Source organism: Streptomyces sp. NPDC096339 (assembly GCF_044762985.1).
Classification (GTDB): Bacteria; Actinomycetota; Actinomycetes; order Streptomycetales; family Streptomycetaceae; genus Streptomyces.
Genome location: NZ_JBIWFI010000002.1, coordinates 36,697 through 57,219, shown reverse-complemented (window position 1 = coordinate 57,219; position 20,523 = coordinate 36,697). Strand labels below are relative to the sequence as shown.

Below are 20,523 nucleotides of genomic sequence, written 5' to 3'. Positions count from 1 at the left end.
ACGGAGCCCCGTACAGAACGACTCCTCTTTCCCACGCCTCGAACGGAGTTCCCCATGAGCAAGACCACACGCGTCGCCGGCGCGTCCCTGGGCGCCCTCGCGCTGGCGGTGTCGCTGGCCGCGTGCGGCGGCGACAGCCTGGAGAAGAGCAAGGACGGCGGCTCCTCCGCCGGCGCCCCGGCCGGGGGCGGCGGCAAGGGTGAGTTGGTGATCGGCGCCGCCGGGTTCACCGAGTCCAACGTCCTGGCCGAGCTGTACGCGCAGGTCCTGGGGGACGCCGGCTACGGCACCTCGATCAAGACGGTCAACAACCGAGAGCTGTACGAGCCGTCGCTGGAGAAGGGCGAGATCGACATCGTCCCGGAGTACGCGGCCACGCTCGCGGAATTCCTGAACGCCAAGGTGAACGGCCCGAAGGCGCCGGAGGAGAAGCCCGTCGCCTCCAGCGACGTGGCGGCGACCGTGGCGGGCCTGGAGAAGCTCGCCGGCCCCCTCGGCCTGAAGGCGCTGCCGGCGGGCTCGGCGGTCGACCAGAACGCCTTCGCGGTGACCAAGGAATTCGCCCAGAAGAACAACCTCAAGACCCTTTCCGATCTCGGCAAGTCGGGCCTCAAGGTGAAGATCGCGGCGGGCGACGAATGCGCCGTCCGGCCCTTCTGCGCACCCGGGTTGACGAAGACATACGGAATTCAGGTTTCCGGTATCGACCCGAAGGGCGTCGGCACCCCGCAGGCCAAGCAGGCCGTCAAGGACGGCGCGGACCAACTGGTCCTCACCACGACCACCGACGCCACGCTCGACGGCTTCGGACTGGTCCTGCTGGAGGACGACAAGAAGCTCCAGAACGCCGACAACGTGCTGCCCGTCGTCAACGCCAAGGACGCCGGAGCCCCGGAGATCGCCGCCGCGCTCGACAAGTTGACCAAGGCCCTCACGACGGCCGACCTCGTCGACCTGAACCGCAAGGTCGACGCGGAGCGCGCCAAACCGGCGGACGTGGCGAAGGCCTATCTGCAGTCCAAGGGGCTCGTGAAGTAAGCGACGCGGCAACAGTCACACGGTTTGCGGTGGAAATGACGGGTAACCGCCTGGGAACAGTTTCCCGGGCGGGTACTCCAATCGAGGGCCACGCCCTGTAAATTTCAGGCCATGCCCCGTGGACGTCACCGCAATCCCGAACCCCTGCACCGGCTGCTCACGCCGACGTCCGTCGCCGGTGTGTCCGTCACCAGCGCCGGCGTCGCCTGGCTGCTCGCGGAACCACTGGCGCTACGACTCCTCGTGGCCCTGACGGCGGGCGCCGGAGTCGCCGGAGCCGTTGTCATGCGGGCCTGGGACCGCGCGGCCGGCCGCCGCGTCGCGGAGCTCGCCCGCGAACGGGTCAAGGACGAGTGGAAGACGGAAGAGCGGATAGCCGAGCTCGAGTCCGACCTCGAAGAGGCTCGGGTGCTGCGCGCCAGGCTCGAAGCCAAGCTGCGCGCCAAGCGGGTCGAACTGGCGGGGCTGCGCGGGGAGCACGCCTCCCTGCTGCGCCGGTACGCGACCGCCGAGACCGAGCGCGCCAGCGCCCTGGAGGGCCGCCGACTGCTCGCGATCGAGGCCGCCGAGTCGGCCCCGGCGGCAGCGCCGAAGGAACTGCCGCCGGTCACCGAGGAGCGCACCTCGGCGGGCGCGCCCACCGCGGTCGGCTACGCCCGCGCCCACGCGGCGATGCTCGCACTGGCCCGCAAGAAGCCCTCCGCACCGGAGCCGGAGCCGGACCCCGAGCCGAAGAGGCCGGCGCGCCCGGAGCTGCCCGCGGCCGAGACCCACGCCCGCCCGGCCGCCCTGCCCGCCCGCCGCCCCGCGGCGCCGGTGGCCCCGTACGCCTCCAGGCAGCGCCCGGCCTCCCGGGTCGAGGGCGGCTTCGACTTCTTCGGTACGAAGAACGCGGCGCAGGCCCGCGCGGCCATCGAGGCGGTCCAGAACGAGGACCTGGCGGACGTGGTCGGCGCCGAGGCCCTTGCGGTCCACGAGGCGGAAACCGCGCAGCCCTCCGCCGAGCCGGCCCCCGACCTGACCCCCACTGCGGGCCAGGTCATCGACCTGACGGCGCACGACGAGACGGAGCCGATCGACGTGGCCCGCCTGCGCACCGCCATCTCCTAGGACCTACCGGCCCACCGAGTCGAACCAGCGGGCCACCTGGGGGGCCGAGCGCATCCCCGTCGTGAAGTGGTCGGCGTCCGGACCCTGGTCGACGATCCGCGCCCGGACCCCGTGGCGGGCCAGGTCCGCGGCGCAGGCGCGGGTGTTCGCGATCGGCACGTCCGTGTCGGCGCTGCCCGTGTAGAGGCGCACCGGCACGGCCGGCTTCCAGTCGCAGGCGCCGTCGTTCGCCTTGATGACCGTACGCAGTTCCCCGCGCGGGGCGCGGACGTTCTCGTACCACTCCGGGGTGAGCAGCTCCTGCGGTGTCGCGGGCAGTGCGGCGACGATCTCCTCCTCGTGGTGGTTCCCGTCGAACAGACTTTCCACAGCCTGTGCATAAGGAGCGCGGAAGACCTCGGCCGGGTCCTTGTAGAGCGGGTGCAGCCGGTTCTGGGCGGTGAGGAAGTACGTCAGGTAGAAGACGGCGGTGCGTGGCGCGATCCGGCCGTCCGTGATGCCCGGTATCTCGGAGCCGCTCAGGTCGAAGGGCCCGGCCATCGGGGCCAGTGCCCGCAGCCGGAAACCCCCGCCGGGGCGGGAGAGCTCGCGGCCCAGGGCCATCGTCACCTGGCCGCCCTGCGAGAAGCCGGTGGCGTACACGTCCCGGGTGACGGGGCGGCCCAGCCGGTCCCCGGCGGTGCGGGCGGCCCGCAGCATGTCCAGGGAGGCCGTGACGGAGGACGCGGTGTCCCCGTACGGGTGCGGTCCGGTACCACCGCCGAGGCCCAGGTAGTCGGGAGCCGCGACGGCCCGGCCGGAAGCGGCGTGCAGGTACGGGGTGAGCCGGTTGTAGCCGGCCCCGCCCGAAGGCGCGTCGTCGTGGTGGGCGATGGTCCCGTGGGTGTCCGAGACCAGGTCGAGCCGGTGCGGACCACCCTCGGGCAGTACGAAGAGCCCGGTGGCCGTGGTGGGGCGGCCCTGCGCGTCGACCGTGGCGTAGGTCAGCCGGTAGGCGGAGATCCCGTGGCGGACGGTGCCCGCGTCCATCCCGAAGCCCGAGACGTACGCGGCGACGCCCGCGCGGTCCAGGGCGCCGACCGGGGTGACGGAGAGCAGGGCGCCGCGCTGCGCCGACCCCTGGGACGCGGCCGTGGGCACGGCCGACGCCGCGGGGGCGGCGATCCCGCCGAGTACGGCCGCGAGGGCCACGGCCGCGGCCCCGCGCCGCAGCCACCGCTTGGACATCCGTGTGTTCGTCATGCCCGGAACGCTACGGAGGGCGCCGGCCTCACAACATCCGGTCGCCACCCGCTGGTTGAGGGGGTATACCCCCGGTCGGCGGCTCGGGGAAACGTCAGTACGGCCGCCCCGGTCCGCGGCCGGCGCCAGGAGGAGCGGCGGCACGGCCGGCGCGGGCACGCGTACTCAGAACAGCGGCAGTTGCCCCGGGAGATCGGGCAGCACGAAGCCGTCCAGCGCCGGGGCCGAGGCGCCCAGCACGACCCTGGCCCGCGATCCCGGGCAGGACACCATGTCGCCCCGGATCCGCCCGGCCGGAGGGTCGTGGCGGGCGATCCGGCCGGCGGTCACGGCGCAGTCGCGGCCGCAGGAGGGGCAGGCCCGGCGGGGGGAATGGGACATGGGGCCCAGTCTGCCCTGCGCCACCGACAATCAGTCCTCCCGGGAGGCCAGCCACGCCTGGTGGGCCTCCTGCACCCTCGCCCACAGTGCGTCCCGGTCGGCCTGAGTGAGGTCGTCGAGCTCCCGCCCGAAGAGGCCCTCCACCGCGTCGAAGAACTCCTCGGGGTCGCCCAGTTCCCGCTCGACGGGCCCCTTCTCGGGGTCGATGCGGCTCAGGATCCGCCCCCGCAGCAGGTCGATGCCCGTGGCGTCGCGGCGCAGCAGGGCCAGGGTGCGGATGAAGGGGGAGTCCGGCGCGGTCGACAGCCGCAGGTGTTCGTCCGCGAAGTCGGCCATGGTCGCCGGGGCCGAACGGAAGTTCATGACCGGGAACGGGGCGCCGGCGTTGTGGTAGGTCCAGCCCTGTTCGGCTCCGTCGAGCGGCTCCAGGCGGTAGAGGAACCCGCCCTGCTCGTGGCTTCCCTCGCGCAGCGGCAGCGGCTCGTACGGTCCGTCGCCGAGCCCGGCGTCGACCAGGTAGGCCTCGCCGCCGACGCGTACGGTCAGCGCGAGGTGGTTGCCGTTGATCTCCCGTACGCCGGGATCCTCGTAGACCGCGCCGACGTGACGGGTGACGTCGTACCCGAGCGATTCCAGGAGGGCCGCGAAACCGCCGTTGAGGTGGAAGCAGTAGCCGCCCCGCCCGGCGCCGAAGCGGACCGCCGACACCTCGGGGTCGATGGCGGGCGGCCGGCCCAGCTGGATGTCGATGTTCTCGTACGGGACGCGTTCGAGGTGGGCGCGCTGGAGCGCGAACAGCCCCTCGACGGACGGGACGTGGGGCTCGGTGATGCCAAGTCGCCGCAGATATCCGTCGAATATGCCGGTGGTGGTCGTCATCGGCCCACCCTACGGGCCGCCCCGGAACGGGCGGCGAACCGCCCCTTCCGGGGCGGGGACCGTCACTTGTCGATGTCGCCGACGACGAAGAACAGCGAACCGAGGATCGACACCATGTCCGCGACGAGCTGCCCGGGCAGCAGCACCGACAGGGCCTGGATGTTGTTGTAGGAGGCGCTGCGCAGCTTCAGCCGGTACGGGGTCTTCTCCCCCTTCGAGACCAGGTAGTAGCCGTTGATCCCGAGGGGGTTCTCGGTCCAGGCGTACGTCTCGCCCTCGGGCGCCTTCAGCACCTTGGGCAGGCGCTGGTTGATCGGGCCGGGCGGCAGCTCGGCCATCCGGTCCAGGCAGGCCACGGCCAGGTCGAGCGCGTTGTGGGTCTGGTCGAGCAGCACCTCGAAGCGGGCCAGGCAGTCGCCCTCGGTGCGGGTGACCACCTTCAGGACGTCCTGGAGCTCGCCGTAGGCCAGGTACGGCTCGTCGCGGCGCAGGTCGAAGTCGACGCCGGAGGCGCGGGCGATCGGGCCGGAGACCCCGTACGCGTGCACCGCCTCCCGGGACAGGACGCCGACGCCGCGCGTGCGGCCGCGGAAGATCTCGTTGCCGTGGACCAGCTTGTCGTAGACGTCCATACGGGTGCGGACGTCGTCGATGGCCTCGCGGGCGCGGCCCAGCCAGCCGGCCGGGAGGTCCTCCTTGAGGCCGCCGACGCGGTTGAACATGTAGTGCATGCGGCCGCCGGAGATCTCCTCCATCACGGCCTGGAGCTCCTCGCGCTCGCGGAACGCGTGGAAGATCGGGGTGATCCCGCCCAGCTCCAGCGGGTACGACCCGAGGAACATCAGGTGGTTCAGCACCCGGTTCAGCTCGGCGAGCAGCGTGCGCATCCACACCGCGCGCTCGGGGACCTCCATGCCCAGCATCCGCTCGACGGCCATGACCACGCCGAGCTCGTTGGAGAACGCGGACAGCCAGTCGTGGCGGTTCGCGAGCATCACGATCTGCCGGTAGTCGCGGGCCTCGAAGAGCTTCTCGGCGCCACGGTGCATATAGCCGACCACGGGGTCGGCGCTGACGATCCGCTCCCCGTCCAGGACGAGGCGCAGGCGCAGCACACCGTGCGTGGAAGGGTGCTGGGGGCCGATGTTGAGCACCATGTCGGTGCTTTCCGCCGCGCCGCCGATGCCGACCGTGGTCTCCGTCATGCGGGCATTGTCTCAGCCCTAGGGTGTGGGCATGGATACGGGGACAGTGGGTGAGACGGCGCCGCCCGGGTGGGTCGGGCTGCCGGGTGGGCTGCTCGTGCTGCGGCGGACGCTGCTGGTGCTGTGGATGGTGCTCCTCGCCCTGGTGACCGGGGTTCTGCTGGGCCTGCTGACGGGGCCGGCGTGGGCGGGCCTCGCGCTGGTGTGGCCGGCGGTCGCGGTCTGGGGCTGGGTGATGCTCGGCCGGAACTGGCGGTCCTGGCGGTACGCGGAGCGCGCGGACGACCTGCTGATCAGCCGGGGCGTGCTGTGGCGGGAGGAGACCGTGGTCCCGTACGGGCGGATGCAGCTCGTCGAGGTCACCTCGGGTCCGCTGGAGCGGCGCTTCGGTCTGGCCTCCGTACAGCTGCACACGGCGGCCGCGGCCACCGACGCCAAGATCCCCGGCCTGGCCCCGGCCGAGGCGGAACGCCTGCGCGACCGCCTGACGGAGCTCGGCGAGGCAAGGTCGGCGGGCTTGTGAGCGCCGGTCCGGCGAACGACCCCGCACCGTCCCCCGCCTCCCCGACCGGCCGGCGGTTGCATCCGTTCACCCCGCTCAGGCGGGCCTGGGTGCCGATCGCGGCGACCGTCGGCGTGATAGCCCAGCAGGGCGAGCGCGCCCAGGAGTGGATCGGGGAGCTGTCGGCCCCGCTCCGGGTGACGGGCGTGCTCGGCCTGGTCCTGGTCTTCGGCGTGTACGGGCTGCTGAGCTGGTGGTTCACCCACTACGCCATCACCGACACCGAGCTGCGCATCCGCAGCGGGCTGCTCTTCCGGCGCACCGCGCACATCCGGCTCGACCGGATCCAGGCCGTCGACGTCACCCGGCCGCTGCTGGCCCGGCTGGGCGGGGTCGCCTCCCTGCGGCTCGACGTGATCGGCACCGAGGACAAGGACGAGCTGGCCTTCCTCGGTGAGAAGGAGGCCGTCGCCCTGCGCGCCGAGCTCCTCGCCCGGGCCGCGGGCTTCGCCCCCGAGGAGGCGGTACGCCTCGGCGAGGCCCCCGAGCGGGAACTGCTGCGGGTCCGGCCGCGCGAGCTCGTGCTGTCCCTCGTCCTGAGCCTCGGCTTCTCGGTGACGCTCGCGGGCGGGCTCACCGCGCTGGTGCTCGTGTTCACCTTCAGCCCCAGCCCGTGGGCGGCCCTCGTCGTCCTGCTCCCGCTGGCCGGCGCGGTCTGGAAGGGCAGCGCGGGCCGCTTCCTCGCCGACTACGACTGGACGGTGGCCGAGTCCCCGGACGGGCTGCGCCTGGACCACGGACTGCTGGACCGGGCCCACGAGACGGTCCCGCCGGGGCGCGTCCAGAGCGTACGGATCGTCGAGCCGCTGCTGTGGCGCCGGCGCGGCTGGGTCCGGGTGGAGCTCGCCGTGGCCGGCTCGAAGAACGGGCTGCTGCTGCCGGTGGCCCCGCGGGCGGCCGCCCACGCCGTGATCGCGCGCATCCTGCCGGGCGTGGACCTGGCGGAGCTGACCTTCGACGGCTCGCCGCGCCCGGGTGCGCGCTGGGTGGTGCCGGTGTGGTGGAAGGGGTACGCCCTGGCCGTCTCCCCGGACGTGTTCGCGGCCCGGCGCGGCCGCCTGTGCCGGCGGACGGACATCGTCCCGCACGCCAAGGTGCAGAGCGTCCGGCTGACCCAGGGCCCCTGGGAACGGGTCCACGGCCTCGCCGACGTGCACGTGGACACCGGCGCGAACGGCACGGTCACCGCCCGGCTGCGCCCGGCCGGCGAGGCCGCCGAACTGCTGGCGGCCCAGGCCGCCCGCGCCCGCACCTCGCGGGCCTCGGCCCGCCCGGACCGCTGGATGACGTAGGGCCGGACGGGGGGTCGCATGGGGCACACGAGGTAACCGCACGATTACAAGAAGAGAGTATCGGCTACTACGGGTAGCGAAGGTGGCGGCGGATCCTCGACCCGATCCGCACCCGCCGAACCCAAGGAACAGCACATGCACCCGACCGCTTCCCGTTTCGTGCGCACTGCCCGCTTCGCCGTTCCGGCCGTGGCCGCGATCACCGCGACCGTGGCCCTCGCCGGCCCGGCCTTCGCCGACCCCGCGCTGGTGACGCGCAGCGGCAGCTCGATCCTCTACACCGCGCAGCCCGGGGAGACGAACACCGTCACCTTCAGCAACGCCGGCGGATTCTTCCAGGTGGAGGACAGCACGAGCAATCTGATCCCGGGTCCCGGCTGCGTCCGGTTCAACAACGATCCGCACATCGTCCGCTGCGGAGCGCTGGCCACCGTGACCCGTATCCAGGCCTCGCTGGGTGACCGGAACGACACGGCCACCAACAACACGGCCATCGCGAGCGACATCGTCGGCGGGGAAGGCGACGACAAGCTCTTCGGTGGCAGCGGCCCCGACCGGCTCCTCGACTCCGACGGCTGGAACGCCGCGCCCGGCTCCAACACCTTCGAGGGCCGGGGCGGCAACGACACGATCATCAGCCGCAACGGCGGCTTCGACAGGATCGACTGCGGTGAGAGCGCCGCCGACTTCGATGTCCTGCTGGCCGATTCGGCCGGCCTGGACACCGTCGTCCCGAACACCTGCGAGTTCGTCCAGCGCAGCTAGGCCACCCGGTCGGGGGCGGCGGCGCGGCTCAGCCCGCCCCGCCGCCCCCGGCACGGACCAGGCCCGTCTCGTACGCCAGGACCACCACCTGCACGCGGTCGCGCAGGTTCAGCTTCGTCAGGATCCGGCCCACGTGCGTCTTCACCGTGGCCTCCGACAGGACGAGGCGGCCCGCGATCTCACCGTTCGACAGCCCCTGGGCCACCAGCAGCATGACCTCGCGCTCGCGCTCCGTCAGCCGCTCGACCTCCTTGTTCTGCGGCTCCTGCGTGGTCGTCGGCAGCATCGGCGCGAACCGGTCCAGCAGCCGCCGCGTCGTCGACGGGGCGACCACCGCGTCACCGCTGTGCACCGAGCGGATCGCCGCGAGCAGCTCGGCCGGCGGGACGTCCTTCAGCATGAAGCCGCTCGCACCCGCCTTCAGCCCCGAGAAGGCGTACTCGTCCAGGTCGAAGGTGGTCAGGATGATGACCTTCGGGTGCTCATCCGGCTCGCAGATCCGCCGCGTCGCCTCGACCCCGTCGAGCTTCGGCATGCGGACGTCCATCAGCACCACGTCCACCTTCGTGGCCCGCAGCACCTCCAGGGCCTCCAGGCCGTCGCCCGCCTCGGCGACGACCTCCATGTCCGGCTGTGCGGCCAGCACCATCCGGAAACCGGTGCGCAGCAGCACCTGGTCGTCTACCAGCATCACGCGGATGGACATCCGTTACCTCGTCCTCGTCATCGTCATTGCTTCTTCAGTGGGAGCAGTGCGCTGATCCTGAAGCCGCCGCCCGGCCGCGGCCCCGCGTCCAGGGTTCCGCCGACCATACCGATCCGCTCGCGCATCCCGATCAGCCCGTGCCCGGCGCCGTCCGCGCCGCCGTCCTCGTACAGCTCGTGCGCCGCTCCCCGCCCGTCGTCCTCGACGAGCAGGCCGAGCCCGTCGTCGAAGTAGACGAGGCGCACGCTCGCCTTCGCGTCCGGACCGCCGTGCTTGCGCGTGTTCGTCAGCGCCTCCTGCACGATCCGGTACGCCGTCAGCTCCACGCCGCTCGGCAGCCGCCGCGGTGCTCCCTCGACCTCGAAGTCCACCGCGAGCCCGGCCGCCCGTACCTGCTCGACCAGGACCTCGATCTGTTCGACGTCCGGCTGCGGCACGTAGTCCTCGGACTCCTGCGGCTCGCCCGTGCGCAGCACGCCCAGCAGCCGGCGCATCTCGGCCAGGGCCTGGCGGCCCGTCCCGGAGATCGTCTGGAGGGCCTCCTTGGCCTGCTCGGGGGCCACGTCCATGACGTACGCGGCCCCGTCGGCCTGGACCACCATCACCGAGACGTTGTGCGCGACCACGTCGTGCAGCTCGCGGGCGATCCGGGCGCGCTCGGCGGCCACGGCCACCTTCGACTGGGCCTCGCGCTCCTTCTCCAGCCGCTGGTTGCGCTCGATGAGCTGGGCGTAATAGGCCCGGCGGGTGCGCAGGGAGTCGCCCAGCACCCACGCCAGGACGAAGGGGACGATCATGAAGAGGGCGAAGAGGAGGTTGTCGACGTCGTTCGTCCCCTTGTCCACCCCGAACCGCACGAAGTAGAGCGGGGCCGCCGCCACCCCCCAGCCCAGGGCCGTGCGGGAGACCCACCGGGGGACCTCGCTCGCGGCGACCGTGAAGAGGATGACGAACATGGCGAGGTCCCAGACCTCCGCGGTGACGCCCAGGACCAGCTGGTAGACCCCCGCGCCGAGGGTCAGCCAGAACATCGCCTGCGTCCACTTGCGGCGCAGCGCCACGGCGGTGCTCAGGGCGACCACCACGGGGACGGTCGCGAGCTTCATGGACGTGCTCACAGAGCCCTCGACCGCCACGTTCAGCATCGAGGCCCCGAACAGGAGGACGGCCCAGAAGCCGTCGACGCCCGTCGGGTGTCTGCGGAGGAAGTCGTAGAGGCGCTGCACGTAACCCAGAGTAGGGAACGGCGACAGGTGCTGGAGTCAACCAGAGGTGCCAACCTCGCACAGGGGGCGTACTCCCCAAGGTGGACGGTGAACTTAACCTTTGCGTGATGAGCACTCAGCCAGAAGTCGAGCGTCCGGTCCGGTGGCGGACCGCGATGGAGACCGCACTGTACGGACCCGGCGGCTTCTACGTGCGCCCGGGCGGACCGGGGCCGGCCGGGCACTTCCGCACCTCCGTGCACGCCTCGGGGCTGTACGCGGGCGCGGTGGCCCGGCTCCTGCTGTGGGTGGACGAGCGGCTCGGGCACCCGCCGGAGCTGGACCTGGTCGACATGGCGGCGGGCCGGGGAGAGCTGGTGGCCGGGGTGCTGGCCGCACTGCCCGCCGGGGTGGCCGCCAGGGTGCGGCCGTACGCGGTCGAGCGCGCGGAGCGGCCGGCCGGGCTCGACCCGCGGATCGAGTGGGTGGCGCGGCCGCCCGAACGGACGACGGGCCTCCTCTTCGCCAACGAGTGGCTCGACAACGTACCGCTGGAGATCGCCGAGGACGGCCGGTACGTACTGGTCTCCGGCGACGGTACGGAGTCCCCCGGCGACCCCCTCGACGACGCCGACCGGGCCTGGCTGGAGCGTTGGTGGCCCGGCGCGGAGCAGGCCGGCCGGGCGGAGATCGGGCGGTCCCGCGACGAGGCCTGGGCGGCCGCCGCGGCGACCGTGGAGCGGGGCCTGGCCGTGGCGGTGGACTACGCCCACACCCGGGAGGCGAGGCCCCCGTACGGCACCCTGACGGGCTTTCGCGCGGGCCGGGAGGTGCGGCCCGTCCCCGACGGCAGCTGCGACGTCACCGCGCACGTGGCCCTGGACTCCTGCGCGGGTCCCGGGGCGGTACTGCTGACCCAGCGCGCGGCGCTGACCGACCTCGGCGTCTCGGGAGCCCGCCCCCCGCTGGCCCTCGCCTCCACGGACCCGGCCGCCTACGTCCGGGCCCTGGCCTCGGCGGGCGAGGCCGCGGAACTGACCGCCCGGGGAGGGCTGGGGGACTTCCTCTGGCTCTGCCGGCCGGCGGGCGGCATCCCGCCGTGGCCCGGGGCCTGACGTGGCGGGAGGGGCCGGTACCCCGCACGGGATACCGGCCCCTCCTCACTGCCCCGCCGCCCTACTCGACGACGTCGTCGTGGCCCGCGTGCAGGCCGCCGCCGCTGCCCGTGCCGGTGCTCGGCGCGGAGACGACCGGCTTCGACAGGGGCGCCAGGTCGAAGGCGTAGTGCCCGACCGCGTTCGCGATGACGTCGACGTTGATGTCGAGGGCCTTCTGGTCGATGTTCGCGAGGGTGTCGCCCTTGCCGTGGTAGTTCACGTCGTAGGCGACGCCCGCCTGGCCGCCGAACTTCGCGGCCTGCTCGGCCGTCATGATGCCCTCGGCGCCCGTGAAGGTACCGCCGGACGGGATGCCCACCGCGATGAACGGGCCGTAGTCCGAACGCCCGGAGAAGTCCGTGCCCTCGTGCGGGACGTTGTTGGAGTCGAGGAAGTCGGTGATCCCCTTCTCCAGCTGGGCGGAGCCCTCCGGGCCGGGGCCCGCGCCCGTCTTGTCCGAGTCGTCGCCGTCGTAGACGAAGTACGCGGAGTTGGGCGAGGCGATCATGTCGAAGTTCAGGTAGAGCTTGATCTGCTTCTTCTGCTCCTCCGTCAGCCCGTCGACGTACGCCTCCGAGCCGAGCAGGCCGAACTCCTCCGCCGACCACCAGCCGAACTTGACCTTGTTCTTGATCTTGTTCTGGCTGCTCGCGAGCCGCTGCGCGACCTGGAGGATGCCGGCCGAGCCGGAACCGTTGTCGTTGATGCCCGGGCCCGCCGCGACCGAGTCGAGGTGCGCGCCGAGGAAGACGGTGTTGTCGGCGTCGCCGCCCTGGGTCTCCGCGATGACGTTGTACGTCTTGCGGTTCTCGCGCAGCTGCCGGATGTCGAGGGTGACCTCGACGGGCCCGGCCGCGACCTCGGCGGCGAGCTTCTGACCCTCGGCCAGGGTGATGCCGCCGGTCGGGACCTTGCCCACGTTCGGGTCGCCGAGCGTGCCGTTCAGGGCGCCCTCGGTGTTGTTGTATATGACCGCGCCGACCGCGCCCGCGGCCGCCGCGTTGGCCTGCTTCGCCGCGAAGGTGCAGCCGCCGCGCTTGATCAGGGCGATCTTGCCGGTGAAGGCGCCCGCGGCGAAGTCACCCGGCTCGCAGCCGTTCGTCCCGTCCGCGTCGACCGGGGCGGCGGCGACCTGGGCGGTGACACCGCCCGCCGGGGTGTTCGTGGTGTACGTCATCAGGTGGATCGGGACCTCGTGCGCGTTCGCGCCGTTCACCGTGAGCTTCTCGGCGACGGACTCGACGTACACGAAGTCGAACTCGTTCTTCGTGACCTTGTAGCCGGCCGCCTTCATCACGGCCTCGACGTACTTGGCGGACTGCTCGTGGCCCTTGGAACCGGCGACCCGGGTCCCGTTGTTGTAGTCCGCGATCGACTGGAGCACCTTCAGGTGGTTGTAGGCACCCTTGCCCGTCGAGTCCTTCACCAGTTTCCTGGCCAGTGCGTCACCCCTCGCGGCATCGCTCGCGGGACTCGTGGCACCGGCGGGACCGGCGAGCATCAGCGGGGAGACGAGGGCCGCGGCCGCCAGGGCGGCGGTTGCTGCGGCTATACGGCGTGAGGGCATGCAAGGTCCTTCCACGGCATAAGTGCGAGCAGGGAGGAGCGGTGGACGCACGTTAAGCAGCAACGGGTCACTCTGGCCAGACTTTTCACTGATTCCGGTTTGTGAATTCCGTATATCGGCGACTCGGCGGCAGCTTGGGGGCAACTTCGCCCACCTCCGCGAGTCATGCCCTAGCGGAGGATCCCCTCGATGAAGTCCGAACCGATGCGCGCCACGGCGGCCAGGTCCAACTGGTGCTGGGAGTAGCGGCCCTGACGGCGCGTGTGCAGCAGACCGGCCTTCTTCAGGACGGAAAGGTGCCGCGACACCTCCGGCGCGGTGATGCCGTACACGGCCGCCAACTCGCTGGTCGTGTACGGGGCCCGCGCCAGGCTCCGGCACAGCATCATCCGCATCGGATGGGCGAGGGCCTCCATCCGCCGCTGGAGCAGCTCCACCGAGCCCGGCGCGGAGACCGGTTCGGGGGTGCCGAGCGGATAGTGGACCACCGGACGCCAGCCCGGCGCGTGCAGCACGAGCAGATGCGGCCAGCCGAAGTTGGTCGGTACGAACACCAGCCCGCTGCCTATTCGCGGATCGGTGGCGGTGGTCGAGCCGTTGACCAGCTTGTCGGCGGTGATGGTGGTGAGGCCCTCGTCCACGCTCAGCGCCGAGGAGACCTCCTTCAGCGCGGCCGGCAGCCCCTTGTGGCGCAGCACCTCGGTCTTGTGCCGGGCGTCCGCGCTCTGGCCGGGCTCGACCCGCCGCCAGGTCTCGGCGAAGAAGGCCTCGTCACAGTCCTCCAGGAGCCGCCGCATCCACACCCGGACCCCGGCCGGGTCGTCCAGCAGGCGCAGCGAGAAGTCCAACTGGCGGGGGCCGCGCGCGGCCGCCGTCTCCAGGGCCTTGGCCCGGGCCCGGGGGTCCGTGAGCGGGGAGGGCAGGCCCCCGTCGTACAGGGCGAGCCAGCAGTGCTCCAGGGCGGCCCTCACGAACGCCTCGTCGTCGAGCCGGTCGAGTACGTCGAGCTCCCCGGCGAGGGTCGCGGCCGGCAGCCCAGTCCCTCCGGGGACGCCGGCGAAGGGCATGAAGATGTCCGAGAAGGAACTCCGCCACATGAAGTCCCCCTCCAGCAGCCGGTCCGCGAGACCCGGATCGAGCGCGGCGGTGGTGGCGGTGGTCCAGGAGGCGAGCGCGGGGTGATGGGCGGGCTGGGAGAGCGCGTGCAACGCCATGCAGAGCTCTGCGAGGGGCGAGGGCGAGAAGGAGATCCGCCCCGCGGGCAGGCCTGCGATGTCGATGGTGACGCTCATCGCCCCATTCTCCCCGGCGGCCCGGCGCCCGTGCCGCAGCCCGACGGGGTCCGCCCGGGTGTGTCGCCCGTGGCGCCGCTGCCGGGGTTCCGCCCCGGACCCCGCGCCTCAAACGCCGGCGGGGCTGGAATTGCCCTCCGGGCAATCCAGGCGCGCCTCGCGGACGGCAGCAGCCGAAACTCAGCCCCTCCGGCGTTTGAGGAGCGGGGTCCGGGGCAGAGCCCCGGTTTCGGGAAGGGGCGGGGCGGGGGAGGATGCCCCGCGCAGCGGCCCGGCCGGCCCCGATTGACGCGCGCCGTCAATCGTCGTGCGGGCCGGCCACCACAGGCGCAGGGTGGAGGGATGACCGCCATCGAGCAGTACCTCATCGACACCTACCGGGCGTCACAGCACGGTGACCCCCCACCGCCCCCGCCCGGCCGCGACGACATCGCCACCCTCCGCGCCGCCCGCACGTACGAGCAGTTCCGGGCGGTCATGGACGGCCGCCCGGCAGGGCACCCCTGGCGGGCGGCGGTCCGCAGACTCCTGACCCGGCCGCGGCCGTCGGCCTGAGCCCGGCAGCGGGCCGACGGAGGAGGCCAAGGCACCGGTCAGGCGAAGCTCGGCGCGTTGCGTTCGTACACCAGGCGGAGCCCGATCAGGGTCAGCCACGGCTCGTGGTCGTCGATCACCGAGGACTCCCCGAGGACGATCGGCGCCAGACCACCCGTCGCGATCACCCGCACGTCGTCCGGGTTGCCCGACGGCCCGGCCAGTTCCCTGGCCATCCGGGTCACGATCCCGTCGACCTGCCCCGCGAAGCCGTAGACCACGCCCGACTGCATCGCCTCGACCGTGGACTTGCCGACCACGTTCCGCGGCCGGGCCAGTTCGATCTTGCGCAGCTGCGCGCCCCGGATGCCGAGCGCCTCCATCGAGATCTCGATGCCCGGGGAGATCACCCCGCCCACGTACTCGCCCTTCGCGGACACCGCGTCGAACGTGGTCGCCGTACCGAGGTCCACCACGATCGCCGGACCCCCGTAGAGCTCGACCACCGCGACCGCGTTCACGATGCGGTCCGCGCCGACCTCCTTCGGGTTGTCCATCAGGATCGGCACGCCCGTCTTCGTGCCGGGCTCCACGATCACCGCGGGCACGTCGCCGTAGTAGCGGCGCGTCACCTCGCGCAGCTCGTGCAGGACCGCCGGCACCGTCGAGCAGATCGCGATGCCGTGGATCCCGTCGCCCAGCTCGCTGCCGAGCATCGGGTGCATGCCCATCAGGCCCTGCATCAGCACGGCCATCTCGTCGGCCGTGCGCCGCGGGTCGGTCGAGATGCGCCAGTGCTCGACGATCTCGTCACCGTCGAACAGGCCCAGGACCGTGTGGGTGTTGCCTACGTCGATGGTGAGGAGCATCGGTTACACCGCCTCGCGCAGGTCGAGGCCGATGTCCAGGATCGGCGAGGAGTGGGTCAGCCCGCCGACGGCCAGGTAGTCCACGCCGGTCTCGGCGTACGCCCGGGCGGTGTCCAGCGTGAGGCGGCCCGAGGACTCCAGCACCGCGCGCCCGGAGACCAGGGCCACGGCCCGCGCGGTCTGCTCCACGGTGAAGTTGTCCAGCAGGATCAGGTCGGCGCCCGCCTCCAGGACCTCGCCGATCTGCTCGAGGTTGTCGACCTCGACCTCGATCGGGACCTCCGGGAAGGCCTCCCGGACGGCCTTGAAGGCCTGCGCGACGCCACCGGCCGCCACCACGTGGTTGTCCTTCACCAGCGCGGCGTCCGACAGCGACATGCGGTGGTTGACGCCGCCGCCGCAGCGCACCGCGTACTTCTCCAGGGCGCGCAGCCCCGGGGTGGTCTTGCGGGTGTCGCGGACCTTCGCCGAGGTGCCGTCGAGGACGTCCGCCCAGCGGCGCGTGGCGGTCGCGATGCCCGAGAGGCGGCACAGGATGTTCAGCGCGCTGCGCTCCGCCGTCAGCAGGTCGCGGGTGCGGGAGCGCACGGACAGCAGCAGCTGCCCGGCCTCGACGGTGTCGCCGTCCTCCGCGTGCCGCTCGACCTCGAAGGCCTCCGTGCAGACCACGGAGAACACGGCCTCGGCGATGCGCAGGCCCGCCACGACGCCGTTCTCGCGCGCGACGAAGTCGGCGACGGCCTCGGCGTCCTCGGGGACGGTGGCCACCGTGGTCACGTCGACCCCGCCGTCCAGGTCCTCGGAGAGCGCCATGTGGGCGATGTCCTCGACCTCGATCGGGTCGAGGCCCGCGTCCACCAGCAGCTGGGCCAGCGCCGGGTCCAGCCCGGTCTCCTCGCCGTCGCCGCAGGCGCAGTCGTCGCCGCAGCCGCCGTCGTTCTGGTCGATCAGGGGAAGTTCGGGGGTGCTCACGGTCACTGCTCCAGGCTCAGGGGGTGGGTTACGGACGGGAAGTCCGCGGAGTCGGTGGGGGTGACGACCAGGGCCCGCCGCTCGGCCCGGGACAGCCGCACCACGAGGTGGCGGCGCCAGGCGGCGTCGTCCCGGTCCGGGTGGTCCTCGCGCCAGTGGCAGCCGCGGGTCTCCACCCGCCGCTCGGCGGCGGCGACCAGCACCCGCGCCACGCACAGCAGGTTCGTCGCCTCCCAGGTGTCCACACCCGGCTCGGCGGTCTTGCCGTGCGCTTCGAGCTCGCCCAGGGCGGTCGCGTACAGCGCTTCGAGGGACTCGGCGGCCGTGCGCAGCGACTCGGCGGAGCGCAGCACGCCCGCGCCCTCCGTCATGATCCGCTGGATCTCGTACCGGGCCTCCGCGGGCTGCAGCGGCCCGGTCGCGGGGACCGGGACGCCCGGGCCGCTGCCCGACGGCGCGCTGCCGGCGATGTCCTCGGCGATGCGCTCGGCGAAGACCAGCCCCTCCAGCAGGGAGTTGGAGGCCAGCCGGTTCGCCCCGTGCACGCCCGTGCAGGCGACCTCACCGCAGGCGTACAGGCCGGGGACGGTGGTCCGGCCGTGCAGGTCCGTCCGGATGCCGCCGGACGCGTAGTGCGCGGCGGGCGCGACCGGGATCGGCTCGGTCACCGGGTCGATGCCGTGGGACCGGCAGGCGGCCAGGATGGTGGGGAAGCGCTGCTCCCACATCTCGGCGCCGAAGTGCCGGGCGTCCAGGTACATGTGCTGGGCGCCCTGCTCCAGCATGCGGCGCGTGATGCCCTTGGCGACGATGTCGCGGGGCGCCAGCTCGGCCAGCTCGTGCTGACCGACCATGAAGCGCACGCCGTTCGCGTCGACGAGGTACGCGCCCTCGCCGCGGACCGCCTCCGAGACCAGCGGCTGCTGGCCCTCGGCGTCCGGGCCGAGGAACAGCACCGTCGGGTGGAACTGCACGAACTCCAGGTCGGAGACCTCGGCCCCGGCCCGCAGGGCGAGCGCCACCCCGTCACCCGTGGACACCGACGGGTTGGTGGTCGCGGAGAACACCTGGCCCATGCCGCCGGTCGCGAGGATCACGGCGGGCGCGTGGACGGCGCCGACGCCGTCGTGTTGGCCCTCGCCCATGACGTGCAGGGTCACACCGGCCGTACGGCCCTCCGCGTCCTGGAGCAGGTCCAGTACGAGCGCGTTCTCCACCGTCTCTATGCCCGCGGCGTGCACGGCCTCGACGAGCGCCCGGGAGATCTCCGCGCCGGTGGCGTCGCCGCCCGCGTGCGCGATCCGGCGCCGGTGGTGGCCGCCCTCCCGGGTCAGCTCTATCTCCCCGGTCTGCGCGGAGGTGTCGAAGACGGCGCCCGCCGCGATCAGCCGGCGCACCGCGTCCGGACCCTCGGTGACGAGCAGCCGTACGGCCTCCTCGTCGCACAGCCCGGCGCCCGCGACCAGCGTGTCGTCGAGGTGCTGCTCGGGGGTGTCCCCCTCGCCGAGGGCCGCGGCGATGCCGCCCTGGGCCCAGCGGGTGGAACCGTCGTCGAGCCGGGCCTTGGTGACCACGACCGTACGGCGGCCCGCGGCGGCGCAGCGCAGCGCCGCCGTCAGACCGGCGACGCCCGAACCGACGACCACGACGTCGGCGTCGACGGCCCAGCCGGGGGCCGGCGCGTGCAGCCGTATGCCGGTGCCCGTTCCGGCACCCGCGCCCGCTTCTGCGCCGCCCGACGGAACGGCTCTGACTGGGGTGCTCACGTGTGTGCTCCGAATTCCAGTGGAATGTTGTCGATCAGCCTCGTCGCGCCCACCTTCGCCGCGACGGCCAGCACGGCCTGCCCGGTGAACTCGGGGCCGACGTCGGTGAAGTCCCGCGGATCCACCAGGGCCAGGTAGTCCAGTACGAGGGGAGGCTCGTGCCGGCCCGCCTCCTCCAGGACGTGCCGCGCCGCGGCCCGTACCGCGTCCGGCAGCCCGCCGCCCGCCGCCGAGACGGCGTGCGCGTCGGCGGAGGCGCGGATCTCGCCCAGCCGGGCCAGCGCCGTGGCCCGCTCGTCGCTGGCCGGGGCGGCCTCGGCGCGGGCCCGCAGCGCCGCCTGCGCGGCGAGCCGGTCCTGCCCGGCGAACAGGGCGCGCGACAGGGCCAGGGCGGTGTGCCGCTCGGCGGGGGAGAGGTAGCGGTTGCGGGACGACAGCGCCAGCCCGTCCTCCTCGCGGACGGTCGGTACGCCGACCACCTCCACGGGGAAGTTCAGGTCCGTCACCATCCGCCGGATCAGGGCCAGTTGCTGCGCGTCCTTCTGGCCGAAGAGCGCCAGATCGGGACGGGTCAGGTGGAGCAGCTTGGCGACGACGGTCAGCATCCCGTCGAAGTGCCCGGGACGCGTGCTCCCTTCGAGGCGCCCGCCCATCGGACCGGCGCTGATCCGCACCTGCGGGTCGCCGCCCGGGTACACCTCGTCGACGGCCGGCGCGAACACCGCGTCGGCGCCCGCCCCTTCGGCGATCACGAGGTCCGCGTCCAGGGTGCGCGGGTAGCGGTCCAGGTCCTCGTTCGCCCCGAACTGCAGGGGATTGACGAAGACGGTGACGACGACCTGCCCCTCCGGACCGGCCAGCTCACGGGCCGAGCGGATCAGGGTGGCGTGGCCCTCGTGCAGGGCCCCCATGGTCATCACCACGGCCCGGCGGCCGTCGCGCGGGAGCTTGCTCAGCTCCTCGGCGGTGTCGAGCAGCAGTTCGCTCATGGGGTGCTGTCCCCTTCCGGCTCCGCGTCGGCGAGTACGCCGAGCAGGTCCTCGGCGAGTTCGGGCTTGAGCAGACCGTGCGCGAGGGCCCGGTCCGCGGTCGTACGGGCCATCGCCAGGTATCCGGCGACCGTGCCGGGCGCGTGTCTGCGCAGCTCCGATACGTGCGCGGCGACCGTACCGGCGTCACCGCGCGCCACCGGCCCGGTCAGGGCGGCGTCCCCGGAGCGCAGGGCGTTGTCCAGGGCCGCGCCGAGCAGCGGGCCGAGCATCCGGTCGGGGTGCTCGACCCCGGCCTTGCCCAGCAGCTCCATCGACTGCGCGACCAGGGTGACCAGGTGGTTCGCCCCCAGGGCCAGGGCCGCGTGGTAGAGCGGACGGTTCTCCTCCGCGATCCACTCGGGCTCCCCGCCCATCTCGATGACCAGGGCCTCCGCCGCGAGCCGCAGCTCCTCGGGGGCGGTGACGCCGAAGGAGCAGCCGGCCAGGCGCTGCACGTCGACCTCGGTGCCGGTGAAGGTCATCGCGGGGTGCAGGGCCAGCGGCAGCGCCCCCGCCCGGCGGGCCGGGTCGAGCACGGAGGCCCCGTACCGGCCGGAGGTGTGCACGAGGAGCTGTCCGGGCCGGACCGCGCCGGTCTCCGCCAGCCCCTGTACGAGGCCCGGCAGCGCGTCGTCGGGCACGGTGAGCAGCACCAGGTCGGCCAGCTCCAGCACCTGCGCGGGCGGCACGAGCGGCACGTCGGGCAGCATCCGGGCGGCCCGGCGCACGGACGCGTCGGAGACTCCGGACACGGCCACGGGCCGGTGCCCGGCCTGCTGGAGCGCACGGGCCAGCGCGGGGCCGACCCGGCCGGCTCCGACGACGCCGACGGCGAGCCGTGCGGGGCGCGGCTGCTGTGATGGATTCACGCGGGGAGGGCCTTCCGTTCCAGTCCGCGGGGGGTACCGGACGATACGCCGCCATGCTAGTGCCCTGACCGGAAAGGTTCA

Annotated in this window: 20 protein-coding genes; 7 read left to right on the top strand and 13 right to left on the bottom strand. The window is 72.9% G+C overall.

Translation table 11 applies throughout. The features are described 5' to 3' along the window. Nucleotides 1-54: 54 nt before the first annotated feature. Nucleotides 55-1,038 (top strand): ABC transporter substrate-binding protein, encoded by a 984-nt coding sequence (locus ACIQ5Y_RS03570; RefSeq protein ID WP_403874602.1) that lies wholly within the window; start codon nt 55-57, stop codon nt 1,036-1,038. A gap of 111 nt (nt 1,039-1,149) precedes the next feature. Continuing rightward, nucleotides 1,150-2,148 carry a hypothetical protein gene (locus ACIQ5Y_RS03565; RefSeq protein WP_403874600.1) on the top strand — a complete coding sequence of 333 codons (999 nt, stop codon included), beginning with the start codon at nt 1,150-1,152 and terminating at the stop codon, nt 2,146-2,148. Nucleotides 2,149-2,151: 3 nt separating this feature from the next. On the opposite strand, the gene ACIQ5Y_RS03560 is transcribed toward ACIQ5Y_RS03565, so the two are convergent. The 4 genes from ACIQ5Y_RS03560 to ACIQ5Y_RS03545 form a co-directional block, all read right to left on the bottom strand. Then, nucleotides 2,152-3,390: an alpha/beta hydrolase family protein gene (locus ACIQ5Y_RS03560; protein WP_403874598.1), complete on the bottom strand. Its 1,239-nt coding sequence runs from the start codon at nt 3,388-3,390 to the stop codon at nt 2,152-2,154. Between the two features lie 165 nt (nt 3,391-3,555). Then, nucleotides 3,556-3,771 (bottom strand): hypothetical protein, encoded by a 216-nt coding sequence (locus ACIQ5Y_RS03555; protein ID WP_403874596.1) that lies wholly within the window; start codon nt 3,769-3,771, stop codon nt 3,556-3,558. A 30-nt stretch (nt 3,772-3,801) separates the two neighbouring features. After that, a complete protein-coding gene (locus ACIQ5Y_RS03550; RefSeq protein ID WP_403874594.1) occupies nt 3,802-4,650 on the bottom strand; it encodes an arylamine N-acetyltransferase in 849 nt (282 codons plus the stop codon). A gap of 62 nt (nt 4,651-4,712) precedes the next feature. Beyond that, on the bottom strand, nt 4,713-5,855 hold the full coding sequence (locus ACIQ5Y_RS03545) for an NADH-quinone oxidoreductase subunit D (protein WP_403874592.1): 1,143 nt from the start codon (nt 5,853-5,855) through the stop codon (nt 4,713-4,715). A 31-nt stretch (nt 5,856-5,886) separates the two neighbouring features. Between ACIQ5Y_RS03545 and ACIQ5Y_RS03540 the strand changes: the two genes are divergently transcribed. The 3 genes from ACIQ5Y_RS03540 to ACIQ5Y_RS03530 all read left to right on the top strand — a co-directional run bounded on the left by ACIQ5Y_RS03540 (nt 5,887) and on the right by ACIQ5Y_RS03530 (nt 8,474). Further along, entirely contained in the window at nt 5,887-6,378 is a 492-nt protein-coding gene (locus ACIQ5Y_RS03540) for a PH domain-containing protein (RefSeq protein ID WP_403874590.1), read from the top strand. Continuing rightward, nucleotides 6,375-7,709 (top strand): PH domain-containing protein, encoded by a 1,335-nt coding sequence (locus tag ACIQ5Y_RS03535; protein WP_403874588.1) that lies wholly within the window; start codon nt 6,375-6,377, stop codon nt 7,707-7,709. The genes ACIQ5Y_RS03540 and ACIQ5Y_RS03535 overlap by 4 nt, the downstream gene beginning before the upstream one ends. Before the next feature lie 135 nt (nt 7,710-7,844). After that, complete coding sequence (locus ACIQ5Y_RS03530) at nt 7,845-8,474, top strand: hypothetical protein (protein WP_403874586.1); 630 nt, start codon at nt 7,845-7,847, stop codon at nt 8,472-8,474. A 28-nt stretch (nt 8,475-8,502) separates the two neighbouring features. On the opposite strand, the gene ACIQ5Y_RS03525 is transcribed toward ACIQ5Y_RS03530, so the two are convergent. Continuing rightward, nucleotides 8,503-9,180, bottom strand: a complete 678-nt coding sequence (locus tag ACIQ5Y_RS03525) for a response regulator (protein ID WP_403874585.1) — start codon at nt 9,178-9,180, stop codon at nt 8,503-8,505. 23 nt (nt 9,181-9,203) lie between these two features. Further along, nucleotides 9,204-10,406: a sensor histidine kinase gene (locus ACIQ5Y_RS03520; protein WP_403874583.1), complete on the bottom strand. Its 1,203-nt coding sequence runs from the start codon at nt 10,404-10,406 to the stop codon at nt 9,204-9,206. A 107-nt stretch (nt 10,407-10,513) separates the two neighbouring features. Between ACIQ5Y_RS03520 and ACIQ5Y_RS03515 the strand changes: the two genes are divergently transcribed. Continuing rightward, nucleotides 10,514-11,500 carry an SAM-dependent methyltransferase gene (locus ACIQ5Y_RS03515; RefSeq protein ID WP_403874581.1) on the top strand — a complete coding sequence of 329 codons (987 nt, stop codon included), beginning with the start codon at nt 10,514-10,516 and terminating at the stop codon, nt 11,498-11,500. 61 nt (nt 11,501-11,561) lie between these two features. On the opposite strand, the gene ACIQ5Y_RS03510 is transcribed toward ACIQ5Y_RS03515, so the two are convergent. Both ACIQ5Y_RS03510 and ACIQ5Y_RS03505 read right to left on the bottom strand, forming a co-directional pair. Further along, complete coding sequence (locus ACIQ5Y_RS03510; RefSeq protein ID WP_403874579.1) at nt 11,562-13,109, bottom strand: M28 family metallopeptidase; 1,548 nt, start codon at nt 13,107-13,109, stop codon at nt 11,562-11,564. Nucleotides 13,110-13,279: 170 nt separating this feature from the next. After that, on the bottom strand, nt 13,280-14,401 hold the full coding sequence (locus ACIQ5Y_RS03505) for a DUF5937 family protein (RefSeq protein WP_403874577.1): 1,122 nt from the start codon (nt 14,399-14,401) through the stop codon (nt 13,280-13,282). A 342-nt stretch (nt 14,402-14,743) separates the two neighbouring features. Between ACIQ5Y_RS03505 and ACIQ5Y_RS03500 the strand changes: the two genes are divergently transcribed. Beyond that, nucleotides 14,744-14,956: a hypothetical protein gene (locus tag ACIQ5Y_RS03500; protein WP_403874575.1), complete on the top strand. Its 213-nt coding sequence runs from the start codon at nt 14,744-14,746 to the stop codon at nt 14,954-14,956. 38 nt (nt 14,957-14,994) lie between these two features. Here ACIQ5Y_RS03500 and ACIQ5Y_RS03495 read toward each other — a convergent pair whose 3' ends face one another. From ACIQ5Y_RS03495 to ACIQ5Y_RS03475, 5 genes are read right to left on the bottom strand one after another with little or no spacing between them, the layout of a single operon-like run. Beyond that, on the bottom strand, nt 14,995-15,804 hold the full coding sequence (locus ACIQ5Y_RS03495) for a type III pantothenate kinase (protein WP_403874574.1): 810 nt from the start codon (nt 15,802-15,804) through the stop codon (nt 14,995-14,997). A gap of 3 nt (nt 15,805-15,807) precedes the next feature. Next, nucleotides 15,808-16,776 (bottom strand): carboxylating nicotinate-nucleotide diphosphorylase, encoded by a 969-nt coding sequence (gene nadC, locus ACIQ5Y_RS03490; RefSeq protein ID WP_403874572.1) that lies wholly within the window; start codon nt 16,774-16,776, stop codon nt 15,808-15,810. Between the two features lie 2 nt (nt 16,777-16,778). Then, nucleotides 16,779-18,542 carry an L-aspartate oxidase gene (locus tag ACIQ5Y_RS03485; protein ID WP_403874570.1) on the bottom strand — a complete coding sequence of 588 codons (1,764 nt, stop codon included), beginning with the start codon at nt 18,540-18,542 and terminating at the stop codon, nt 16,779-16,781. After that, nucleotides 18,539-19,531, bottom strand: a complete 993-nt coding sequence (panC, locus tag ACIQ5Y_RS03480) for a pantoate--beta-alanine ligase (protein ID WP_403874568.1) — start codon at nt 19,529-19,531, stop codon at nt 18,539-18,541. Before panC ends, ACIQ5Y_RS03485 begins: the two co-directional genes overlap by 4 nt. Then, nucleotides 19,528-20,442 (bottom strand): Rossmann-like and DUF2520 domain-containing protein, encoded by a 915-nt coding sequence (locus tag ACIQ5Y_RS03475; protein WP_403874566.1) that lies wholly within the window; start codon nt 20,440-20,442, stop codon nt 19,528-19,530. The genes panC and ACIQ5Y_RS03475 overlap by 4 nt, the downstream gene beginning before the upstream one ends. Between the last annotated feature and the right edge of the window lie 81 nt (nt 20,443-20,523).

Bases quoted from the DNA above. Each gene is read 5' to 3' on its own strand.
- ACIQ5Y_RS03570 (WP_403874602.1), top strand. From the start codon at position 55: ATGAGCAAGACCACACGCGTCGCCGGCGCGTCCCTGGGCGCCCTCGCG.
- ACIQ5Y_RS03565 (WP_403874600.1), top strand. From the start codon at position 1,150: ATGCCCCGTGGACGTCACCGCAATCCCGAACCCCTGCACCGGCTGCTC.
- ACIQ5Y_RS03560 (WP_403874598.1), bottom strand. From the start codon at position 3,390: ATGACGAACACACGGATGTCCAAGCGGTGGCTGCGGCGCGGGGCCGCG.
- ACIQ5Y_RS03555 (WP_403874596.1), bottom strand. From the start codon at position 3,771: ATGTCCCATTCCCCCCGCCGGGCCTGCCCCTCCTGCGGCCGCGACTGC.
- ACIQ5Y_RS03550 (WP_403874594.1), bottom strand. From the start codon at position 4,650: ATGACGACCACCACCGGCATATTCGACGGATATCTGCGGCGACTTGGC.
- ACIQ5Y_RS03545 (WP_403874592.1), bottom strand. From the start codon at position 5,855: ATGACGGAGACCACGGTCGGCATCGGCGGCGCGGCGGAAAGCACCGAC.
- ACIQ5Y_RS03540 (WP_403874590.1), top strand. From the start codon at position 5,887: ATGGATACGGGGACAGTGGGTGAGACGGCGCCGCCCGGGTGGGTCGGG.
- ACIQ5Y_RS03530 (WP_403874586.1), top strand. From the start codon at position 7,845: ATGCACCCGACCGCTTCCCGTTTCGTGCGCACTGCCCGCTTCGCCGTT.
- ACIQ5Y_RS03525 (WP_403874585.1), bottom strand. From the start codon at position 9,180: ATGTCCATCCGCGTGATGCTGGTAGACGACCAGGTGCTGCTGCGCACC.
- ACIQ5Y_RS03515 (WP_403874581.1), top strand. From the start codon at position 10,514: ATGAGCACTCAGCCAGAAGTCGAGCGTCCGGTCCGGTGGCGGACCGCG.
- ACIQ5Y_RS03510 (WP_403874579.1), bottom strand. From the start codon at position 13,109: ATGCCCTCACGCCGTATAGCCGCAGCAACCGCCGCCCTGGCGGCCGCG.
- ACIQ5Y_RS03505 (WP_403874577.1), bottom strand. From the start codon at position 14,401: ATGAGCGTCACCATCGACATCGCAGGCCTGCCCGCGGGGCGGATCTCC.
- ACIQ5Y_RS03500 (WP_403874575.1), top strand. From the start codon at position 14,744: ATGACCGCCATCGAGCAGTACCTCATCGACACCTACCGGGCGTCACAG.
- ACIQ5Y_RS03495 (WP_403874574.1), bottom strand. From the start codon at position 15,804: ATGCTCCTCACCATCGACGTAGGCAACACCCACACGGTCCTGGGCCTG.
- panC (WP_403874568.1), bottom strand. From the start codon at position 19,531: ATGAGCGAACTGCTGCTCGACACCGCCGAGGAGCTGAGCAAGCTCCCG.